The organism is Nocardiopsis sp. TRM 82005, assembly GCF_056312425.1.
The window spans coordinates 40,408-61,895 of record NZ_JBWDTQ010000026.1 but is presented as its reverse complement, the minus strand read 5'-3'; the positions used below and the strand labels follow the sequence as shown (position 1 = coordinate 61,895).

The 21,488-nt window shown below is 71.5% G+C and carries 19 protein-coding genes; 10 read left to right on the top strand and 9 right to left on the bottom strand.

Annotation, left to right across the window (positions count from 1 at the left end; all coding sequences use genetic code 11):
• Window positions 1-34 precede the first annotated feature (34 nt).
• The gene (locus tag AC0T5L_RS20755; RefSeq protein ID WP_476167123.1) at window positions 35-1,180 is read right to left on the bottom strand and encodes a hypothetical protein; all 1,146 of its coding nucleotides are present in this window, start codon (window positions 1,178-1,180) and stop codon (window positions 35-37) included.
• 371 nt (window positions 1,181-1,551) lie between these two features.
• On the opposite strand from AC0T5L_RS20755, the gene AC0T5L_RS20750 reads away from it, so the two are divergent.
• The 6 genes from AC0T5L_RS20750 (at window position 1,552) to AC0T5L_RS20725 (ending at window position 8,520) form a co-directional block, all read left to right on the top strand.
• The gene (locus tag AC0T5L_RS20750; protein ID WP_476167122.1) at window positions 1,552-1,956 is read left to right on the top strand and encodes a hypothetical protein; all 405 of its coding nucleotides are present in this window, start codon (window positions 1,552-1,554) and stop codon (window positions 1,954-1,956) included.
• 50 nt (window positions 1,957-2,006) lie between these two features.
• Complete coding sequence (locus AC0T5L_RS20745; protein WP_476167121.1) at window positions 2,007-4,184, top strand: CRISPR-associated protein; 2,178 nt, start codon at window positions 2,007-2,009, stop codon at window positions 4,182-4,184.
• 122 nt (window positions 4,185-4,306) lie between these two features.
• The gene (locus tag AC0T5L_RS20740) at window positions 4,307-5,923 is read left to right on the top strand and encodes an alpha/beta hydrolase (RefSeq protein ID WP_476167120.1); all 1,617 of its coding nucleotides are present in this window, start codon (window positions 4,307-4,309) and stop codon (window positions 5,921-5,923) included.
• A 156-nt stretch (window positions 5,924-6,079) separates the two neighbouring features.
• Window positions 6,080-6,577, top strand: coding sequence for a hypothetical protein (locus AC0T5L_RS20735; RefSeq protein ID WP_476167119.1), 498 nt, complete (start codon window positions 6,080-6,082; stop codon window positions 6,575-6,577).
• A gap of 153 nt (window positions 6,578-6,730) precedes the next feature.
• Window positions 6,731-6,883, top strand: a complete 153-nt coding sequence (locus tag AC0T5L_RS20730) for a hypothetical protein (protein WP_476167118.1) — start codon at window positions 6,731-6,733, stop codon at window positions 6,881-6,883.
• Window positions 6,884-7,044: 161 nt separating this feature from the next.
• Window positions 7,045-8,520: a UDP-N-acetylmuramoyl-L-alanyl-D-glutamate--2,6-diaminopimelate ligase gene (locus AC0T5L_RS20725; protein WP_476167117.1), complete on the top strand. Its 1,476-nt coding sequence runs from the start codon at window positions 7,045-7,047 to the stop codon at window positions 8,518-8,520.
• Between the two features lie 98 nt (window positions 8,521-8,618).
• On the opposite strand, the gene pgl is transcribed toward AC0T5L_RS20725, so the two are convergent.
• From pgl to tkt, 5 genes are all read right to left on the bottom strand, one after another.
• The gene (gene pgl, locus AC0T5L_RS20720) at window positions 8,619-9,365 is read right to left on the bottom strand and encodes a 6-phosphogluconolactonase (protein ID WP_476167116.1); all 747 of its coding nucleotides are present in this window, start codon (window positions 9,363-9,365) and stop codon (window positions 8,619-8,621) included.
• 2 nt (window positions 9,366-9,367) lie between these two features.
• Window positions 9,368-10,288, bottom strand: a complete 921-nt coding sequence (locus AC0T5L_RS20715) for a glucose-6-phosphate dehydrogenase assembly protein OpcA (RefSeq protein ID WP_476167115.1) — start codon at window positions 10,286-10,288, stop codon at window positions 9,368-9,370.
• Between the two features lie 28 nt (window positions 10,289-10,316).
• Window positions 10,317-11,867: a glucose-6-phosphate dehydrogenase gene (zwf, locus tag AC0T5L_RS20710; protein WP_476167173.1), complete on the bottom strand. Its 1,551-nt coding sequence runs from the start codon at window positions 11,865-11,867 to the stop codon at window positions 10,317-10,319.
• A gap of 135 nt (window positions 11,868-12,002) precedes the next feature.
• Window positions 12,003-13,109, bottom strand: a complete 1,107-nt coding sequence (gene tal / locus AC0T5L_RS20705; protein ID WP_476167114.1) for a transaldolase — start codon at window positions 13,107-13,109, stop codon at window positions 12,003-12,005.
• Between the two features lie 101 nt (window positions 13,110-13,210).
• On the bottom strand, window positions 13,211-15,304 hold the full coding sequence (gene tkt, locus AC0T5L_RS20700; RefSeq protein ID WP_476167113.1) for a transketolase: 2,094 nt from the start codon (window positions 15,302-15,304) through the stop codon (window positions 13,211-13,213).
• Between the two features lie 707 nt (window positions 15,305-16,011).
• Between tkt and AC0T5L_RS20695 the strand changes: the two genes are divergently transcribed.
• From AC0T5L_RS20695 to AC0T5L_RS20685, 3 genes are all read left to right on the top strand, one after another.
• Window positions 16,012-16,977, top strand: coding sequence for a heme o synthase (locus AC0T5L_RS20695; protein ID WP_476167112.1), 966 nt, complete (start codon window positions 16,012-16,014; stop codon window positions 16,975-16,977).
• Between the two features lie 102 nt (window positions 16,978-17,079).
• A complete protein-coding gene (locus AC0T5L_RS20690) occupies window positions 17,080-17,670 on the top strand; it encodes a DUF4132 domain-containing protein (RefSeq protein WP_476167111.1) in 591 nt (196 codons plus the stop codon).
• A 166-nt stretch (window positions 17,671-17,836) separates the two neighbouring features.
• Window positions 17,837-17,965, top strand: a complete 129-nt coding sequence (locus AC0T5L_RS20685) for a hypothetical protein (RefSeq protein ID WP_476167110.1) — start codon at window positions 17,837-17,839, stop codon at window positions 17,963-17,965.
• Between the two features lie 89 nt (window positions 17,966-18,054).
• On the opposite strand, the gene AC0T5L_RS20680 is transcribed toward AC0T5L_RS20685, so the two are convergent.
• Complete coding sequence (locus tag AC0T5L_RS20680; RefSeq protein WP_476167109.1) at window positions 18,055-18,483, bottom strand: hypothetical protein; 429 nt, start codon at window positions 18,481-18,483, stop codon at window positions 18,055-18,057.
• Window positions 18,484-18,643: 160 nt separating this feature from the next.
• Between AC0T5L_RS20680 and AC0T5L_RS20675 the strand changes: the two genes are divergently transcribed.
• Window positions 18,644-19,930: a PrsW family intramembrane metalloprotease gene (locus tag AC0T5L_RS20675; protein WP_476167108.1), complete on the top strand. Its 1,287-nt coding sequence runs from the start codon at window positions 18,644-18,646 to the stop codon at window positions 19,928-19,930.
• Here the strand turns inward: AC0T5L_RS20675 and AC0T5L_RS20670 are convergent.
• Both AC0T5L_RS20670 and AC0T5L_RS20665 read right to left on the bottom strand, forming a co-directional pair.
• Entirely contained in the window at window positions 19,869-20,978 is a 1,110-nt protein-coding gene (locus AC0T5L_RS20670; RefSeq protein WP_476167107.1) for a COX15/CtaA family protein, read from the bottom strand. The two genes, AC0T5L_RS20675 and AC0T5L_RS20670, sit on opposite strands and share 62 nt — an antisense overlap.
• A gap of 141 nt (window positions 20,979-21,119) precedes the next feature.
• Entirely contained in the window at window positions 21,120-21,308 is a 189-nt protein-coding gene (locus AC0T5L_RS20665; protein ID WP_476167106.1) for a hypothetical protein, read from the bottom strand.
• Between the last annotated feature and the right edge of the window lie 180 nt (window positions 21,309-21,488).

The window sequence follows — 21,488 nt, the reverse complement described above, 5'->3', positions numbered from 1 at the left end:
CGGACCGCCGTCGGAGGCCGCCGCCTCCTCCCGGTCAGTCGTCGATGGCCTCCGCCAGCGCATCCAGCAGGTCCGCGCGCGTGTCGGGGTCCTCCTGGGCGCGCGCCCACAGAGCGGGGACGGCCGGTCCCTCCTCCAGCAGGGAGCACAGCAGGGTGTCGAGCGCCTCCTGGGGATCGGCCTCGAAGTCCGCCCGCGACCTCTGGGCCCGTGCGGTCAGCTCCAGGGCGGTCCGCTCCAGCCAGGCGCGCTCCCTCCCGCCCAGCACCTCGTGCCGGCCGGAGTCATCCTCCGCCGGTTCCGGGGCGTCGGGGACGGGGGAGTAGGGGGCGCTGCGGGCCCGGCCGCGCGCCCGCTGAACGAGTTGGAAGTGGACGGGCATGTCCACCGACATCCGTCCCAGGACAGCGGTGAGCCTGCGGGCGACGTCCTCGCCGCTCATACCGGGCAGCAGTCCGCGCAGCAGCAGGCGGCGCCGCTGGTCGGGGGTGCGGCCCGGGTCGGCCTCGCGCCCCGAGGCCAGCTCTGCCAGCTTGCGCAGCAGGTAGTCGCCGGTGGCGGTGGAGACCATGGGCGGCTCCTTGACCGTGGTCTGGGCGCGCCCGCGCAGGTCGGCCACGGGCACGGCACTGCCGTCCTCGGTGAAGGAGACCGTCTCGCCAGGGTGGATGTCCTCGGGCAGATCGGCGGCGGGGTTGCCCCAGCCCGCGGTGAGCACCAGCATGGCCAGTGCCTCCTGGTCGATCAGGTCCGTGGCGACTCGGGCCACGTCGCGGCGCTGCGCCCAGCGGCGCGGGCGCTCGGAGAAGGCGCAGCGTGTCCGCCCGTCGGGGGCGGTCTGCGGGTAGACGCGGCGCAGGTTCTTGTAGGAGCGGTCCCGGCGCACGTCGTCCAGGGCATCGCGCAGCCGATGGACGGCGGTGCGGTCGATGCCGGTGTCGCCGGGCGCGGCGCGTCGCATGCGCACGGCGATGACGCTGTCGGGACCGCCTCCGTGCACCGGGCACGGGCAGTGCTCGGCGCACAGGTCGACATAGTCGCAGAACTGTTCGGAGTGACCCGAGCAGCCCTGCGCGGTCCCGTCCGTGGAGCAGGGCCCGCACCCCAGCACGCGCGTGAAGGCGCGCAGGAAGGCGGCGGAGCCGAACAGCTCCCAGGCGGAGCAGTGGTGCGTGCTCACGAACTCTTCTCCCCGGTGGTCCGGGGCCGGGTCGCTTCCCCAGCCCTCCGGGAAAGCGTGTTCGAAAGAGACGTGAGACCTCAGGTGACACCCCCGCGTTAACGGGAGGCCATGTATCAAAATAGGTTCACTATGGTGAAAATGTCAATTGTTGGACTCTCGCGCCAAGCTGTATAAAGCAATAAAGGTATTAATAAAAAGGACATCAGCAACAGGGGTCTCATCCTTTTCCCCGATTCCTGGCACGGCGGGTCGCTCCGGAGGCCGGGGCTGTGTCCGAGAGACTGCGGTGAGGGCTCCGGAACGGGTCACGTCAGGCCGGACCGGGGCGTCCTCCGGCAGTTCGGAGCGAGAGGAACGGAGGTCGCCGGATGCGGGTGGTCAACCTGACGCCGCATGTGGTGACAGTCGTGGACGAGAGGTCGCGCGTCATCCGGCGCTGGCCCGGGTCGGCCGAGCCCGCCCGCGTGGAGGCCGTACGCGTCCCCGTGGGGCTGGAGGTGGCCGGAGTCCCGCTGATGGCCGAGGAACGTACCCGGGCCAACCTTCCCGAGCCACAGGAGGGGGTGTGGTTCATCGTCTCCTCCGTGGTCGTCTCCGCCCACCCCGAGCGCAAGGACCTGCTCGTCCCCTCCGACCTCGTGCGCGACGGCAGCGGGGTGGTCACCGCCTGCCGATCCTTCGTGGTCAGCGACTCCCCTGTACGGCTCGGCGTCCGGGCCGGAAGCACCGGGAAACGGGACGTCCCCGTGAGGGGCGCGGCGCGTGCTCGTTAGCGTGGCCGCCGAACCGCATATCCCTTGTACTCCTTTCTGAGAAGGACGCCGTGGACAGTCCCCGTGCCGCCGTCGTGCTCGTCGGGAGAAACCCCACCCCCGCGCTGCTGTCCTCGCTCACCCTCCCCGCCGACCACCTGGCCCTGGTGGCCAGTGACGGGACCCGTGCCCTCGCACGTCGGGTCGCAGCCGCCGTGGAGCGCCTGGCCTCCCCCGAGTCGGTGCGGGTGGTGAGTGTCGGCCCCGACCCCCACGACTTCGGCCCGGTCACCGGTACTCTGGCCGCCCTGCACCGGGCCAACGGCGGTCGACCCTGGTTCCTGGACTACACCGGCGGCACCAAGGTGATGAGCGTGGCCGCGGCCCTCCTGCACGAGCGGTCCCTGCCCGCGGACCGCCACCCCGACACCCGCCGCTGGCGCCACTACCTCGACGCCGTCCGCGACACCCTGCGCACCGCCGACGGCTCCCACCCCGGGCGCCCCGTGGTCAGCGACGGCGTCGACCTGCGCACTCTCGCCGGGATTCACGGCGCCCGCTGGCTGGAGGACCGCGACCCCGAGCCCGTCCGCCTCTTCGTCCAGGGCGGGCAGCAGGCCCTCCGGGCACGCTTTCCCGACCTGTCCCCGTCGGTGCGGCGCGGTGTCGTCGCCGAGGGGCGTGTCCTGTCCCACCTGCTGCGCCACACACGCCGCCACCCCGACGCCGAGGTCGTCGGGGCCCGCCAGGTCGCCGACCCCCGCCACCCCGACGGATCCATCGCCGACTTCGACGCCGTCGTGCGCTACCGCCACCGTGTGCTGTGCGTGGAGGCCAAGACCCGTCCCGACGACGTCGTGGCCCGCGCCGGGTGGACCGTGGCCAAGGCACGCCGGGTCTTCGGCGTCGCCGTGCAGGTGCTGTTCGTCTACTCCGGCCCCGCCGTCCCCGGGCTGCGCGAGCGCGTCACCGCCTACAATCCGGCCCTGACCGCCCGCAACGTACACGTGTGGAACCTGGGTGACCTGCTGTCGCGGCTGACCTCCTTCGAGGAGATCCGCAAGGCCTTCTTCCCGGGGCTGGGAACCCCGCCCCCGACGGCGTCCACCGGACCCGGTCCCGCGACGGAACCCTCCGCGGATCCGGTCCCGGCGCTCGAACACCACCCCGGATCCGAGGACGGGTCCGTCCTGGTCACCTCCCTGGGCGGCAGCCGCCTGGGCACCCTCACCGCCGTACACGCCCACCGGCCCGCACACACTCTGATCCTGTCCTCCCGGCAGAGCGTGCGGGACGGCGTGCGCGAGTCCGCGGCCCGCACCCTGCACGCCGCCGAACACCCCGGCGCGCCACCCGCAGACGCCGCCCGCCTGAAGGAAGCCGGGTACCGCGACCGGGTCCGCTTCACCCCCGATCCCGTGGACGGCTCCGACGCCGACGCGGTCGCCGCCGTCGCCCGGGACTGGATCATCCGAGAGCAGGCCACCGACCCATCGCCCCCGGTCGTCGCCGACATCACCACCGGGACCAAGGCGATGAGCCTGGGCCTGGCCCTGGCCGCCCGCCGCTCGGGCGCCTGCGCCACCTACCAGCTGGCGCGCAGGCGCACCGTGGTCTGCCTCGCCCACGGCGCGCTGCCCCTGCGGGGCCGCGCCAGCGTGGACTGGTCTCTGGTCCTGCCCGGGTACACGCCGCTGACCGGCGAACGGACCGGAGACCGTGCCGGGGCCCTGGCCGGGCGGGTGTGCCGTGCGGCCCGCTCCCAGGTGGACACCGGTCTGCTCGACGCGACCCGTGCCGCCCTGGTACGGGCGGCCAGCGGCCCGGTCGGGGTGTGGATGGACGCCTCCCTCACCGACCCCGAGGAGTGTCTGACCGCTCAGGAGCGCCCCAGCCTGGTGCTCACCTTCGACGACCGCGCGGTGGGTCTGACCGCACCGGGCTGGCACCGGCGCCGCACCCCGGGCGGCCGGTCGCTGGGGGTCGGACGTGGCGCGTGGGCGCAGAGCGTGTTCGCCGCCACCGTGCACCTCAGTACGCGCTGCGACGTGGCCGGGACGGTGATCGCCCTGACCCGGCCGGGAGGAGACGTCAGCCGCGCGGTCGAACTGGTGGACTGGATCGCCCACGCCGATCCGGAGGAGGAACCGGGACGGATCGCCTTCGGTGAACCCCTGCGCCCTCTGGTGGTGGACGCATCCCCCGACGCCCTGCCCGAGTTGTTCGACACCGACGTCAGCCTGCTCTGAGGCCCGCTCCGGGCCCTCGGGCCGTTTCGCGTGGTGCCTTCGTCGGCGCGGACGGTGTGAGGGAGGCTCTGACCTGGGCAGAGGCACCTACAGGGGCGGGGGAACCAGGAACGGAGCCGCGCGTGCGCTGCGGAGTATCGACCACCGGGGGTGGCGGGCTGTTGGCGGTGGCGGTGCTGGCCGCGGGATGCTCACCGGCGGGGGAGGGCGATCCCTTCGCCGGACAGGACGTCTCCTGGCGGGCCTGCCACGACGAGGAGGAGATCACGGAGTTGGTCGACCGGGGGGCCGACTCCGAATGGTCACAGGCCCTGGAGTGCGGCACGGTCACCGTCCCCCTTGACCACGACGACCCCGGAGGGAGAACCCTGGAGCTCGCGCTGGTCCGCGTGCCCGCCAGCGGCCCGCAGGAGGAGCGCCTGGGCTCCCTGGTCCTCAACCCGGGCGGCCCGGGTATCCCGGGCGCGCGGGCGCTGGACCTGCCCGTGTTCGGCGACGAGGTCCGTGCCGCCTTCGACCTGGTCTCCTTCGATCCGCGCGGGGTCGGCGGCAGCGGGGGCTTCGCCTGCGGAGACCGGTACGCCCTGGACGACGCACGCCAGCGTGTGGCGGGCACCGACCCAGGCGATCTGGACGCCGTCGAGCTGCAACCCCTGGAGGACGCCGCCCGTAGGTACGCCCAGGCCTGTCGGAAGACGGCGGGGGAGGAGTTCCTGGCCAACATCGGCACCGTCAACGTCGCCCGCGACCTCGACATCGTCCGCAACGCCCTGGGTGACGAACGGCTGAACTTCGTCGGTTACTCCTACGGCACCCATATCGGTGCCCTGTACGCCCACATGTACCCCGGCAACACCCGGGCGCTGGTCCTGGACGGCGCCGTGGCGATCGGGAAGTCCAACGCGGAGACCGCCGTGGACCAGGTCGCGGCGTTCCAGAACACCTGGGACCTGTTCGTGGCCGACTGCGCCGCCGAGGACGACGCGTGCCCGTTCGCCGGCCGCGCCGACGGTTCCGGGGGAGCGGGGAGCACCAGCGAGGCCGACGCGCGTATGGCGGACATCCTCAGGGAACTGGACCGGGACCCGGCGGAGGTCGAGGGGATCCCCGTGGACGGTCGGACGCTGCTCACCATGATCAGCATGGAGCTGTACCACGAGGCCAGCTGGGACTACCTCGCCGATCTGCTCACCGCCCTGGCCGCCGGCGACGCCGGTGCGGCCGAGCCCCATCTGGAGCAGCTGTACGACAACACGTTCGGCGGATACGGGAGGGCGGACTCCGGGGACGTCGTTCCCGGAACGGACCACCAGGACGCCAGCGCCGTGTTCACCGCGGTGAACTGCGCCGACCGGGACGATCCGGAGCACGTGGAGGCCTATCGGGACGCCGCCGACGAGGCGGCCGACATCTCGCTGCTCTTCGGCCCCGACCCGGTGTGGGACCACCTGCCGTGCGCCTACTGGCCCGAGACAGAGGAGGCTCCCGCCGACCTCGCGGTCTCGGACGCGCCTCCGGTCGTGGTCATCGGCACGCTGGCCGACCCCGCCACCCCCTACTTCTGGGCGAAGGACCTGGCCGACCGCCTGGAGGGCGCCGTCCTGGTCACCTACGAAGGCGCTGGGCACACCGTCTACGGCGACGGCCGCAGCGACTGCGTGGACCGGCCCGTGGACGACTACCTGCTCACCGGGAGGCCTCCCGAGCAGGGCCTGGTCTGCCCGCCCGCCGACACATGAGGCCGCCCCCTTCCCGTCTCCGCGTGTTCGGAGCGGTACATCGGTCGCGACCGCTCTCACCCGGAAGAGCGACACGGCTCCCTCCCACAGGGGAGGCACGCGCGCTCCGCTCCCGGAAGGCTGGTGGTACGCACCAGGAACGGCAGGGGGAGGATCATGGCCACGAGAAGGACGGACACCATCGCACACGGGTCGGAGCCCACCGCGCGGCCCCGGCGGCTCGGATACGCGGCCGCGGCGGCGTCACTCGTGCTGGCCACCGCGCACGTCGTCGTCACCACGGGGATGGTGGTTCTCGGGCGCGCGGACCCCACCCCGCCGTTCCTGGTGTGGATCACCGCCCCGGCCCTGGCGTGCGTGGGATCCGCGGCAGTGGCCGTGGGGCTCGCGCGCCGCCCGTCGCCGTCGCGCACGCTCCTCGTGCTCAGCGGGCTCACGGCTGTGCTGGCCTGGTTCCTCGCCGTGGTGGGGCTGCTGCCGGCCGCCCTGGCCGAGCCCGCTCCCGAGCGCCTCCTGTCCCTCTTCGCCGGCCCCGGCCCCTACGCCCTGCCCGCGGCACTGCTGTACACCGCACTCACCCGACGGGCCGTGCGCTCACACCGGGGGCGTTCGCCTTCCGGTACCGCACGGGGGAGACCCCGAACCCGCGCCTGAACGCCTTGGCGAAGGCGGACCGTGACGAGTACCTCCCGGGTCGCGGCCGCCTTGACCGGGGCGTCGCGCTCCCGAAGGAGGGGACCGGACCGCTCACCCGGCTCCGCGGCCGTGGGCCTCCCCGGATCGCGACCGGGTGCGTACACTCGGGTCATGGCCGATACGCGCGCGGTGGAGCAGAGTCCGTTCCGGACCGCTCTCGTCCTGTGCCCGGCCACCGCGGGATCCTCGACCGTCAGCCGATCGACCTCCGTTCTTCCGGAGGCTCCCCGCACCGGCCTCACGGCCCTGCACGGCCACGGTTAGCGACCTTTCCGCGTATTTTCCGGCCGCGCCCCGCGCCGAGCCCACACCGGGTTTCCCATCCAGTCCCGCACCACTCTCCCCGCCAGCCGGCTTCGTCGGCTGCGCCCACCGGTGCGGCCGTGCCTACGGCGTCGGCCGCGCCACTCTCGAAGGGACCCCTCGTGAAGTTGAGCGAGCTGTTGTACGGCCACGACCACCAGGTACTGCACGGAGACCAGGACGTCCCGATCACCTCGGGGCCGTGTCTGGACGTCGACCGCGTGACCCCCGGTTCGCTCTACATCGCTCTGCCAGGGCACCGCGAGGGCGGCCCCGAGGCCACCGGTGAGGCGGTCGGCCGCGGGGCCGTCGCCGTTCTCGTCGAAGGACCGGCTCCGGCCGAGGCCGGGCCGCCGGGCACCGGCGCGTGCGTGGTCCGGGTACCGAACGCGCGGATCGCGGCGGCGCTCGTCTCGGTGCGCTACCACGGAGAGCCGGGGCGCGCCATGGAAGTGGTCGCCGTCACCGGCACCAACGGCAAGACGTCGGTGTCGTCCATGTACGAGTCGTTGCTGAGGATCGCCGAGGGCGCCCGGGTGGGGGTCATCGGTACCTCCGGCGCCCGGGCCGACGGCGATCCGATCCCCATGCCGAGGTCGGTGCTGAGCACGCCGGAGTCACCGGACCTCCAGTACCTGCTGGCGTGCATGCGCAGCCGGGACAGCGACAGTGTCGTGCTGGAAGCGACGTCGATGGGGCTGCTGAACCACAGGGTGGACGGCTCCTTCGTCGACGTCGGGATCTTCACCAACCTGACCCAGGACCACCTGGACGACCACGGCACGATGGAGAACTACAGGGAGGCGAAGATGCTCCTGTTCGGGGGCATGTGCCAACGCGCCGTGGTCAACGCCGACGACCCCGTGGGCGCCACGGTCCCGGCCATGATGCCTGGTGCCGTGACCACCTACGCCATCGAGGCGGAGGCGGACTACCGGGCGACCGACCTGGTCGTCGACGCCTCGGGCACACGGTTCGTCCTGCACCACGACGGTCGCAAGTACCCGGCCGCGATCCCCGTCCCGGGACGCTTCTCGGTATCCAACGCGCTGGCCGCGTTGGCGGCCTGCCACCTCCTGGGGCACGGGCTGGAAGGTCTGGTGGACGCCCTTGACCGGATGCCGCAGATCCCGGGCCGGTTCGAGCACTTCGGCACACGCGACGGGGTCTCCGTCATCGTGGACTACGCCCACTCGCCCGACTCGCTGGACAAGGTCCTGTGCACGATCCGCGGTTTCGCCCCGCACCGGGTACTCACCGTCTTCGGCTGCGGCGGCGATCGGGACACCACCAAGCGCGCCCGGATGGGCGAGATCGCGGGTACCTACTCCGACCTGTGCGTGCTCACTTCGGACAACCCCCGGTACGAGGACCCGGAGGCGATCATGGACCAGGTCGCGCCGGGGATCGAGGCGGCCGGCACGCCCTTCGAACGGGTCGGGGACCGACGCGGCGCCATCGCCCTCGCGCTGTCCTCGGCACGCCCGGGGGACGTCGTCCTGGTCGCGGGCAAGGGCAGCGAGTCGTACCAGAGCGTCGGAGACGACCTCATCCCCTTCGACGACATGACGACCGTGCGCGAGCTCGTCCACCCCTGAGGCCGCTCCTCTCCCATGTAAGGGACCGCGGCTCGGCGGGGAACGGCCACCGCGCACACGACCGCCCCGGCCGGGTCCGGCCGAGGCGGTCGGTCACCCTAGAGCTTGGCGGCGGCCGCCTCGTCCAGCCAGAACACGGTCCGCTCCGCGCCGCGCGCACCGGCCACGGGAGCCTCGTCCACGCTGCCTCCCGCGAGCCCCAGACGCACGGCATCGGCCTTGCCCTCGCCCGAGGCCAGCACCCACACCTCGCGGGCGGCCCGGATCGAGGACAGGGTCAGGGAGATCCGCTGCGGCGGCGGTTTGGGCGCGTCGTGCACCGCGGCCACCGATGCCTCCTCCTCACGTACCTCGGACAGGCCCGGGAACAGCGAGGCCACGTGCGCGTCCGGCCCCACCCCCAGCAAGCACACGTCGAAGGCGGGCACGGGCCCCCGGCCACGCGCCGCCACCGCCATCTCCCGGCCGTACCGGGTGGCCGCGTGCTTGACGTGGTCGCCGTCCATCCCGTCGGACGCGGGCATCGGGTGCACGTTGTGCGCCGGGATCGGGACCGCGTTGATCAGCGCGTCGCACGCCTGGGTCTCGTTGCGCTCGGGGTCCTTGTCCGGCAGGAACCGCTCGTCGCCCCACCACAGGTGCACGTGCGACCAACTGATCCCGGCCTCGTTGGCGTGGTCGCGCACCGCTTCCAGCGCACGGATGCCGATCCCGCCTCCGGTCAGCACCAGGTTGAAGTCGCGCTTGTCCGACTCGGCCTGGACGATCATGTTCACCAGCTTCAACGCGACGCTGTCGGCCAGCGCCCCAGCGTCGGAGTGGCGGACGATCTCCGGTTCGCTCATCCTCATGCTCCGCTCTCAGTGAGCAGCAGCCCCAGGTTGCGGGCCGCGCCCTCGTAGGTCTCGTCGGGGTCCAGGCGGCGCAGTTCCTCGGTCAGGGCCCCGGCGGCGCCGCGCCGCGCCAACGCCACCGTCTGGTCAGGCTGTCCGAACCGCGACAGCGTGGCCACCCGGCCGTCCACCCGGGAGATCACGATGTCCCCCTGATCGGTGGTCAGCCGGACCTCGGTCAGACCGGGGCCGTCCGAGGTGCCGCGCTCCACCGGCACCTCCAACCGGTCCGACAGCCACGCCGCCATCAGCTCCGCGCTCGGGTAATGCGGCTCGGCGGTCACCCCGGCCGAGGTCACCCACCCGCACGGCTGGTCCATGGCGCTGGCCAGCAGCGAGCGCCACGGCGTCAGCCGGGTCCAGGTCAGGTCCGTGTCACCCGGACGGTAGTTGGCCACCCGCTCCACCAGGTCACTCAAAGGGTCCGGGGCGCGCAGGGCGTCGGTGATCCGACGCTGGGCCAGGCGTCCCACCGGGTCCGCGGCCGGGTTGGCCGGGCCCACACCAGGCCACCACGTCACCACCGGCGCGTCGGGCACCAGCAGCGGGGTGACCACCGAGTCGGCGTGCTCGCCCAGCGGACCGTACAGCCGCAGCAGCACCGCCTCGCCGGGGCCCGCGGTGCCCGGGCGACGGATCTCGGCGTCGATGGCCGGTTCGGCCCCCTGGTCGCGTCGGATCAGTGCCACCACGCGCGAGGGGTGCTCGCGGCCCGCCTCGGTGGCGGCGCGCACGGCGTCGTAGTGATCGGCCTCGTCGGTGACGATGACCAGGGTCAGCACCATGTTCATGGCGCCGCTACCCACGCTGAGCCGCTCGGCCATGAGCGCCTCGGTGATCTGTGCGGTCGTGGTACGCGGCAGGTAGAGCGTCATCGGTTCCTCCCGGCGGTCTCGTGACTGGTCACGGGCGCCGCCACTGGCGGCCGTCCCTGGCGAGCAGGTTCTCGGCCGACTCCGGGCCCCAGGTGCCCGAACCGTACTGTTCGGGGCGGCCCGACTTGGCCCAGTACTCCTCGACCGGGTCCAGGATCTGCCAGGACAGCTCAACCTCCTCCTGGCGCGGGAACAGCGGCGGGTCGCCGATGAGCACGTCCAGGATGAGCCGCTCGTAGGCCTCGGGACTGGCCTCGGTGAAGGACTGCCCGTAGGCGAAGTCCATACTCACCTCGCGGACCTCCATACTGGCCCCCGGCACCTTGGAGCCCAAACGCAGCGTCACGCCCTCGTCCGGCTGGATGCGCAGGACCAGGGCGTTCTGCCCCAGTTCGCTGAGGTCGGAGCGGGAGAACAGCTGCTGGGGCGCGGCCTGGAACACCAGCGCGACCTCCGTCACCCGGCGGCCCAGCCGCTTGCCGGTGCGCAGGTAGAACGGAACGCCCGACCAGCGCCGGGTGTCCACCGACAGCTTCAGCGCCGCGTAGGTCTCGGTCACCGAGTCGGAGGGGATGCCCTCCTCCTCCAAGTAGCCGCGCACCGACGCGCCGCCCTGCCAGCCCGCCGCGTACTGGCCGCGTGCGGTACCCGTCTCCAGGTCCTCGGGCAGTGACACCGACGCCAGCACCTTCTCCTTCTCCGCGCGGATCGCGTCCGCGTTGTAGGAGATGGGCTCCTCCATGGCCACGAGCGCCAGCAGTTGCAGCAGGTGGTTCTGGATGACGTCGCGGGCCGCGCCGATGCCGTCGTAGTAGCCCGCGCGGCCGCCCACGCCGATGTCCTCGGCCATGGTGATCTGCACGTGGTCCACGAGACTGCGGTTCCACAGGGGTTCGAACAGGGTGTTGGCGAAGCGCAGCGCCAGGATGTTCTGGACCGTCTCCTTGCCCAGGTAGTGGTCGATGCGAAACACCGACGACGGCGGGAACACCTCGTCCACCACCGAGTTGAGCTCCTGCGCGCTCGCCAGGTCGTGCCCGAACGGCTTCTCGATCACGACCCGTCGCCACGGCCGCACCCCGTGCGTGGCCTCGTCCTCCCCGGCCTCGGCCAGACCGCACCGGTTGAGCTGCCTGACCACGGTCGGGAACAGCTTGGGAGGCAGGGACAGGTAGAACGCGTAGTTGCCGCCGGTGCCACGGGCGGAGTCCAGCTCGTGCACGCAGTGGGCCAGGCGGTCGAAGGCGTCGTCGTCGTTCAGCTCGCCCTGTACGAACCGGACCCCCTCACTCAGCTGGCGCCACACGTCCTCGCGGAAGGGGGTGCGAGCGTGTTCACGCACCGCCTGGTAGGCCTGATCGGCGAAGTCCTGGTCCTCCCAGTCGCGGCGGGCGAACCCCACCAGGCCGAAGCCGGGCGGCAGCATCCCCCGGTTGGCGAGGTCGTAGATGGCGGGCAGGAGCTTCTTGCGGGCCAGGTCGCCCGTGATGCCGAACAGCACCAGCACGCTGGGTCCGGCGATGCGGGGCAGTCTGCGGTCCAGGGCGTTGCGGAGCGGGTTGGGCACCGCTCCGGGCATCACCGGTTCTTTCACGTGGTCTCGTCTTCCTGTCGAGAGTGGCCGGTGGGATGGCTGGGCCGTGCCCGCCCTCCGAGGAGGATGACGGGCACGGACCCGTTCACAGGGAGCGGAGGACCGTCCCGGGACGTCGGCTCAGGCGAGCTTTTCGAGCTTGGCCGCCAGTGCGCTCAGCAGGCTCTCCCAGGACTTGACGAACTTGTCCACGCCCTCGTCCTCCAGCACGGCGAACACGTCGGTCAGGTTCACCCCGGCGTTCTCCAGGGCCGCGAAGTCGGCCTGGGCCTGCTCGTAGGTGCCGAGCACGGTGTTGCCGGTGATCTCGCCGTGGTCGGCGGTGGCGTCCAGGGTGGCCTGCGGCATCGTGTTCACGGTGTCCCGGGCCACTAGCTGGCTGACGTAGAGGGTGTCGTCCAAGGAGGGGTCCTTCACTCCGGTGGACGCCCACAGCGGCCGCTGCGGCTTGGCTCCGTGCTCCTCCAGGGCCTTCCACTCGGAGGAGGCGAACACCTCCTCGTGGGCCTGGTAGGCCAGACGGGCGTTGGCCAGGGCGGCACGGCCCCGCAGGGACAGTGCCTCCTCGGTGCCGATCTCATTCAGGCGCTTGTCCACCTCGGTGTCCACGCGGCTGACGAAGAACGAGGCCACCGAGTGGATGCGGGACAGGTCGTGGCCGTTGGTACGGGCCAGCTCCATCCCCTCCATGAACGCGTCCATCACCTGGCGGTAGCGCTCCAGGGAGAAGATCAGCGTGACGTTGACGCTGATGCCCTGCCCCAGCGCCTGGGTGATCGCGGGCAGGCCGGCGGCCGTCGCCGGGATCTTGACCATCATGTTGGGCCGGTCCACCAGCCACCACAGGGCCTTGGCCTCGGCGACCGTGCGCTCGGTCTCGTTGGCCAGGCGCGGGTCCACCTCCAGGGAGACCCGTCCGTCCACGCGGTCGGTGGACTCGTAGACCGGGCGCAGGGTGTCCGCGGCCCAGCGGATGTCGTAGGCGGTGATCATGCGGACCGCCTCCTCCACCGACACGCCCCGCACGGCCAGCTCGTGGACCTGCTGGTCGTAGGCGTCGCCCTCGGCGAGGGCCTTGTCGAAGATGGTGGGATTGGAGGTGACACCGACCAGATGGTGGGTCGACATCAGCTCGGCCAGGTTGCCGGAGCGCAGCCGCTCCCGGCTGAGGTCGTCCAGCCAGATGGACACACCCGCCTCGGAGAGGTCTCGTAGTGCGTTGCTCATGGGTTCTCTCGCCTTCCTAGGGGCGAAAGGTGCCGCCCCTGGTCGCACACGTCAAAAGGAGGGCGGGCCCGCCGGAAGTGTGCCCGGCGGGCCCGCCGGGGTCAGCTTCCGGCCTTGGCGAGGCTCTTGTGGGCGGCCTCGACGACGGCCTCGGAGGTGAACCCGAACTTCTCGTACAGAACCTGGTACGAGGCGGAGGCGCCGTAGTGCTCCAGGCTGACCGACTCGCCGGCGTCGCCGACGTACTCGCGCCAGCCCATGGCGATCCCGGCCTCCACCGACACGCGGGCGCGCACCGAGGACGGCAGCACCTGCTCGCGGTACTCCTCGCTCTGGCGCTGGAACCACTCCACGCACGTCATGGACACCACGCGGGTGGGCGTACCGGCCTCCTGTAGGGCCTTACGGGCCTCCAGGGCGATCTGCACCTCGCTACCGGTGGCCATGATGATCACCTTGGGAGCGTCCCCGTCGGCCTCGGCCAGCACGTAGCCGCCCTTGACCGCGTTCTCGGCCGGGGCGTACTCCTCGCGGTCCAGGACGGGCACGTTCTGCCGGGTCAGTGCCAGCGCGGACGGGCGGTCACCCTTCTCGATGACGGACCGCCACACCACGGCGGTCTCGTTGGCGTCGGCCGGACGGATCACGTCCAGACCGTAGATGGCGCGCAGCGCCCACAGGTGCTCGACCGGCTGGTGGGTGGGGCCGTCCTCGCCCAGGCCGATGGAGTCGTGCGTCCACACGTAGGTGACCGGCAGCTGCATGATCGCGGCCAGCCGGACGGCGGGGCGCATGTAGTCGCTGAAGACCAGGAACGTGCCGCCGTAGGGGCGGGTGGGGCCGTGCAGGGCGATGCCGTTGAGGATCGTGCCCATGCCGTGCTCGCGCACACCGAAGTGCAGCACGCGCCCGTAGGGGCTGCCCGGGAACATCTCGCTGGCGCGGTCGAAGGGCAGGAAGGAGGGCTCGCCCTTGGGCGTGGTGTTGTTGGACCCGGCCAGGTCGGCCGAACCGCCCCACAGCTCGGGCAGCAGCGGCGCGACGGCCGAGAGCACCTCGCCGCTGGCCTTGCGGGTGGCCATGCCCTTCTCGTTGGCGTCGAAGGAGGGCACCTCCTTCTCCCAGCCCTCGGGCAGCCTGCCCTCGACCAGGCGGTCGAACAGCTCGGCGCTCTCCCCGGCGCTCTCGTGCCAGGCCTTGAACTCGACCTCCCAGGCGGAGTGCGCCTCACGGCCCCGGTCCACGGCACGGCGGGTGTGTTCGAGGACCGAGTCCTCGACGGCGAAGGGCTCGTCGGGCAGGCCCAGGATCTGCTTGGTGGCGGAGACCTCCGCCTCGCCGATGGCCGCACCGTGGATGGCGCCGCTGTTCTGCTTGTTGGGCGCGGGCCAGCCGATGACGGTGCGCAGGCGGATGAAGGTCGGGCGCTCGGTCTCGGCCTGGCCGCGCAGGATCGCCTGGTGCAGGGCGTCGATGTCCTCGACGTACTCGCCGGTGGCGGTCCAGTCGACCTCCTCGACGTGCCAGCCGTAGGCGCGGTAGCGCTCGGCGACGTCCTCGGAGTGGGCGACGCGGGTGTCGTCCTCGATGGAGATCCGGTTGTCATCCCAGATCATGATGAGGTTGCCCAGTTTCTGGGTCCCCGCCAGGGCGCTGGCCTCGTGGCTCACGCCCTCCTGGACGTCGCCGTCGGAGCAGAACGCGTAGATGTGGTGGTCGAAGGGGCTGGCGCCGGGACCGGCCTCGGGATTGAACAGGCCGCGCTCACGGCGGGCGGCCATGGCCATGCCGACCGCGTTGCCGACGCCCTGGCCGAGCGGACCGGTGGTGGTCTCCACCCCGGGGGTGTGGCTGAACTCCGGGTGGCCGGGTGTGCGGCTGTCCCACTGGCGCAGGTTCTTGAGGTCCTCCAGCTCCAGCCCGTATCCGGCGAGGTAGAGCTGGATGTACAGGGTGAGGCTGGAGTGGCCGATCGACAGCACGAAGCGGTCCCGGCCCGTCCACTCTGGGTCCGACGGGTCGTGTCGCATGATCTTCTGGAAGAGCAGGTACGCGGCGGGCGCCAGGCTCATAGCGGTGCCAGGGTGCCCGCTACCCGTCTTCTCGACCGCGTCCATCGCCAGCGCCCGAACCGTGTCGACGGCGCGGAGGTCGAGGTCCGACCACTCCAGGGTTTGCGGGGTGTGGGCGTTCACGGACTTTCGTTCTCCTTCTCGGGCCACCCTCGCGTCCGGCGGCCGGTGCGCGTGGGTGTGTCGGTTGCGTTGGTCTTCGAACCGCCGCCGGGCACCCCGATGCGGCCCGCCGCGGGGGCGGGGCCGTGGGGAGCGTGGGAGGGGCGAGCCCGCGCATGGCTGTGCAGGGCGCGGACGTGTCACCCCCGTCGTCCCCCGAACGACGGCCGTCGCGGCCTGAAAACCACGACAGGTTCGGCCAATATCGAGCCTATCGTCCGGACCCGGGGATGTCGCTGCCCGACACCTCATCATTGGCGGCGGTCGACGAGGGAGCGCCCACGCCTTCCGATGCTATGCGTGTCGAATGGGTTGCCCGGAGTGAAAAACGGGGGTCCGTGGCTACCCTGAGGCGGCGCGTGGCAGGCTGGAAGCGCGTCGGGACGTGCGCGGCCCTGCTGGACGTTCGGGGCCCAGCGCGGCCTCCAATCCTGAGGGGTGGGGATTTTCCCAGTGAGGGGGCTGGTCCCCGGTCCCCGCGAGGAAGTACTACAGTATGTCGTTGACGGGGTTTCGGCCGATCCTGACACGTTGTCGGTCCGCTCGACCCCGCGTGGCGAGCAGTGTCGAAATCCCTAGAGTTGTCGAGGTATCCGCGTGTCTGAAACCGAGCCGGTGCCCCCCGTTGGGACGCGAGCGAGCCGTCCGGCCGTAAGGACGCGGTACTGATGGCCCTGACCAATCGCGCCTCGCGAACGAATCCGGACGGTGCCGAGCCCCAGGCCTCCCGCAGGGCCTCCCCGGGCGAGTACGTCCGCGCCTACGTCGCGCTTTCCAAGCCCCGTGTCATCGAGCTGTTGCTCATCACCACCATCCCCGTGATGTTCGTCGCCGCGGGGGGAGTGCCGCCGCTGGGGACCGCGGTGGCCACCCTGCTCTTCGGCACCATGTCGGCGGCCAGCGCGAACGCGATGAACTGCTACATCGACCGTGACATCGACCGTGAGATGCGTCGCACCCGTCAGCGCCCCGGCGCGATGGACCTGGTGACTCCACGAGGGGCGCTCGTCTACGGGCTGGTGCTGGCCGTGGGCTCCACCGCCGGGTTCGCCCTGCTGGTGAACACGCTTTCGGCCGTGCTGTCGGCCTTCGCGATCCTGTTCTACATCTTCGTCTACACGATGCTGCTCAAGCGGCGCACCGCACAGAACGTGGTGTGGGGCGGGATCGCCGGGTGCATGCCGGTGCTCATCGGCTGGGCGGCCGTGACCGAGAGCCTGGACTGGGCGCCGTTCGTGCTGTTCCTGGTGGTCTTCTTCTGGACGCCGCCGCACACGTGGACGCTGGCCATGCGCTACAGGGAGGACTACGCGCAGGCCAAGGTGCCGATGCTGCCCGTGGTCGCCAGCGACCGGCGGGTGCTGCTGGAGTGCGTGCTCTACAGCTGGGCCACCGCGGCCGTGTCGATCGTCTTCTGGCCGGTGGCGGGCACCACCTGGTTCTACGGCGCGGTCGCCGTCGTCCTGGGCGCGCTGCTGGTGTTCCAGGCGCACCGCCTGCTCAACCGCTCCCGTGCCGGTGTGACCGGGGCCCGCCTCAAGACCATGGGCTTCTTCCACCTGTCCAACGCCTACCTGGCGCTGTTGTTCGTGGCGGTCACCGTCGACCCGCTGATCGCGAACATGCTGGCCTGACAGGCCCCCGAACCCTCTTGTGGCGGCGTCCCTCCCGGGGCGCCGCCACCGTTCTTAGGCGATGTGGCGGGACGTGTCGTAGGACACCGGTACACACGCACCATGTCGACTTCCGCTCCACATACGGAGTCAGCTTGGATTGACGGCCCCGACGGGTACTCCCTCGCTCTCGACGGCACGGCGCTGGTGTGCCGCAACGCCAAGGGCCGCACGCTCAAGTCGGTGCCGAAGAAGGTGCGCGGGTCGGCCGAGGCCGAACGCCTCTCCCACGTGTCCCAGTGGCTGGAGCGCCACGAACGCGAGTGCGCGGAGCGCGTCGAGTCGTGGCTGCTGGGCTCCATGCCCGTCCCCGCGTCCCTGATCGCCCAGGTGTGGCCCGACCCCGCGTGGCGGGGCGTCCCGGCCGACGGCGGTGGAGGCGGGTTCCTGCGGGGTGTGGACGAGCCGGTGTCCTCGGCCTCGACGCCGAGAGCGTCTGGCTCGACGCCGACCGCGTCGTCCTGGCGCACCCGGTCCTCATCGAGGACCTCGACGCCGGACTCACCCCCGTGGACGCTCCGGAGGACGGGCACACCGACACCGACGCGATGCGCGCTCGGAGTTACACCCGCACCGCGCTCGGCGGGCGCCCCGTGGTGCGGCTGGTCCCCGACCTCCTCGGCCTCGAAGCGGGCGGGGTCTCCGAACCGGTGACGCGCGCCCGTCCGCGCGGGCTCGGCTACCCGGAGCGGGCCCTGGTCCACGACCCCGGCCACAGGGCCGAGGCGCTCGCCCTCGTCCGCCCCTGGAGAGGGCCGCCCGCTGGGCGAGCTCCCGGCCGAGTAAGGCCGAGGAGGAGTACAAGCGCCTCGCCGCCGACGTGCCCGTCTCCCACCTGCCCTCCTACTGGGAGCAGGCTCCGTCCGGCTGGCGGCTCACCCCGCGCGCGGTCGTCACGTTCATCCTCGGCGGCGACGGCACCGAACCGCGCCCGCCCGGGCAGCGCTGACCGCTCTGCGCACCGCGCTCACGCACCTGCGGGCCCGTGCGTGGCCGGGAGGGACGTGTCGCCTCCCTGACCGGCGGGCCAGGATGCGCTCAGGAGCGTGGTGGGGCCGTCTGCGCCGTCCGCGCGCGGGACCAGGCCAGGACGGCCGACCACGCCACGATCCCCGTCAGGAGTAGAGCCAGGGGGACGTGCGCCTGGAGAGGCCCGTAGGTGCCCAGCGCCGCCTGGAGGAAGCCCAGCGCGAACGCCAGCAGGCTGACCGCCAGGATCAGTCCGGGCACCCCTCCGACGCGACCCGACCGCTGCCAGTACGGGATCGCGGCCAGTAGCTGTAGACCGGCCAGTGTGTGCACCCCGAAAGCGCCGTAGTAGTGCAGCGGCAGGGCGTCCGTGTTGAACGTCACCAGCTGCCCCGCGGTCGCGCCCTCCCACAGGATCGCGGCCAGGTGCAGGAGTACGGCCACACGCAGGAACCACAGCGGTCCCGTGGTGGATGAGGTCGTGGTCGCCCGGTCCATGTCGGGGCCCTTTCCGTTCGGGTGTCAGCGGTATCCTCGGGTTTTGATCCTGCCCCACCCCGGGGCTCCCCGAGCCACCGGAGCCGGAGCGGGGCGCCTCGCCGCGGTCGAACGGGGGCGAGGTCCGTGATCGGCCGGCCTCCCGCTACGATCGGTGCCCATGCCCCGTCTCGACAGCAAGGCCATCCTCCAGGGCCGGCGCTCCCGCTACTCGCTGACCCTCATCCTGGGCACCACGGTCAGCGTGCTCTGCATGGTCGGGATGCTGGTCTACCTGTGGCTGCTCGCCCTGGCCGGAGGAGCGGCCGCCGGAATCGACGGCGGGCTCGGCTTCGCCGTCAGCCTGGTCGCCGCGATCATCCCGGTGTGCATCCTCGTGCCGCTCATACTCATGCTCGACCGGATCGAGCCCGAACCAGGCTGGGTGCTGTTCTTCGCCTTCGCCTGGGGAGCCGGCGTGGCGGTGGTGGCCTCCCTGCTGCTCAACAGCTGGGGCCTGGCCCACGTCACGGTTCCGTTGTTCGGCCAGGACCTGGGCGACTTCCTGGGCACGTCGGCGGTGGCCCCCCTGATAGAGGAGAGCGCCAAGGGCATGGTGCTGCTCATCCTGCTCTGGCGCCGCCGCAACGAGATCGACACCTTCACCGACGGCGTGGTCTACGCCGGGATGGTCGCCACCGGCTTCGCCTTCACCGAGAACATCCTGTACTTCCTCAGCGCGTTCTTCGACGGCACCCTGGTGGCCACCTTCGCCATCCGCGGGCTGGTCGCCCCGTTCGGGCACCCCGTCTACACCGCGATGGTCGGTATCGGCGTGGCCTACGCCGCCATGCGCACCGGTCCCCTGCGCCTCGCGGCCCCCGTGGCGGGGTGGGCTGTGGCGGTGCTCCTGCACGGTATGTGGAACGGGTCCACCTACTTCGGCTGGTACGGCTTGGCCCTCGCCTACATGGTGCTGTTCGCCGTGCTCATGGGCATCCTGGCGCTGGCCGCACGCGACCGCCACCGACAGATCGGCGCGATCGCCCGCTACCTCCCGCCCTACGTCTCCACCGGGCTGGTCACCCCGGCCGACATCACCATGCTCAGTTCCCTGCAAGGACGCCGCCAGGCCCGCGAGTGGGCGGCACGCAACGCCGGGCGCAGGGGCCGCGAGGCGATGAAGGAGTACCAGCTCGCCGCGACCGAGCTGGCGCTACTGCACCAGAAACTGGACGCAGGGCTGCCCCGCAAGGACTGGAAGATGCATCGGGACTCCTTCCTGGCACTGATGCACGTGGCCCGGGACGCCTTCCTGGGACGACTGCCCCAGCCGGTCGCGCCAGGGTGGGCGGAGAGCCCCACCGACTCCGGGTTCCTGCGCCGGGCCGACTTCGCGCACGTCATCACCCAGGCGCGGGCTCAGCAGGACTACGTTCCGCGCCACGGTCAGCAGGGTCCTCACTGATCTCCTGGTCCGGCGGTACCAGGCGTGTGGTGGAGAAGTACAGGCGGCAGACCGCGACCCAGGTCAGGGCCGATCCGAGGACGTGCAGGACCACCAGGGCCTCGGGCAGGCCCAGCGCGTACTGGGTGTAGCCGAGTACGCCTTGGAGAACCACCACGACCAGCAGGAACATACTGCTCATCCGGGCCGGCCGGCGTGCGCCGCCGCGGAAGGCGACCGTGGCGGCCAGCAGGGCGCCCGTCAGGGTGAGCCAGGCCAGCGCGGAGTGCAGCCGGGTGACCGCCGGTAGGTCGAAGGCCCAGCGGGGGGCGTCCGCGTCGCCGCCGTGCGGGCCGGTGCCGGTCACGACGGTCCCGGCGATCAGCAGCATGAAGCCGACCACGACCAGGCCGACGCTGAGCGCGTGCAGCATGGGACCCACGGACACACGCGGTTTGCCCTCGGGTTCCTGGCAGCGCACGTACAGGGCCACCGTGATGAAGACCACCACCATGGACAGCAGGAAGTGCGCGGCCACCGACGCGGGGTGCAGGTCGCTCCACACGGTGATACCGCCGACGACGCCCTGCCCCAGAACGCCGAAAGGCACGATGGCGGCCATCCGGACCAGGTCGCGGCGGTGCGGGCTCATCCGCATGACGGCGATGAAGGTGATGACGGCGACCGCCAGCACGACGAAGGTGAGTGTCCGGTTGCCGAACTCGATGGCGGCGTTGAACGCGGCGTGCCCGGTGTCGACCGGTACGAAGCTCTCAGGGGTGCACCTGGGCCACTCCGAGCACCCCAACCCGGAGGAGGTGACACGCACGGTGGCACCGGTGACGGCGATGCCGGCGTTGACGACGATGTTGCCGAGAGCCCAGGCGCGCAGCGACCTCCGGGTCGGGTTCCAGATGGTGCGCGCCAGGAGCGCCAGCACGAGTACTCCGGCGGCGACGACGGCGATCTGCCAGCCCCACAGGGGGACTCCGAGAAGGACGATGTCCTCCGCCGCGAGTGGGGGAACCGTGTTCGCGGCCAGCACCGCGGAGGCCGGGGAAACAGACATACGACAGACTGTAGTACATCGTTCCGGGCGCTGTTGTCCAGCCCTGCCGTAGCCGCCACCTGCGCCGACATCGCCGTGTGGCAAGCGGAAAACGTGTGGCGAGCAGAGGGGGCGCCCGTGAGGGGCGCCCCCCGGAACCAGCTAGCCGTTGTGGTTCGAGATGCACTGGTTGAGCACTTCCAGGTTCACGTTGATCAGCCCGAGAATGCCCTGCTCCTTCACGCACGCCTCGTACACGTCGGCGTCGGTGGCGGAGGCGCTCCCGGCCCCCATCCCGAGCAGGCCGACGGTGAACAGAGCGGTCATCATCAGTTTGGCGGTGGTGCGCATGGCTCCCCCTTCAGATGCGATCGGTCGAACCAATTGGCCGACCCACCAGGACAGATAACCATTTGTGTGCGTTCGGAAACACAGAGTGGCAAACTTGGTTCTCTCCGGTGTTTCCGGGCAGAGCGCCTAAGGCGGCAATGGCGGGTGCTATCGCGGTCCACCACGCATATCGGGTGTACT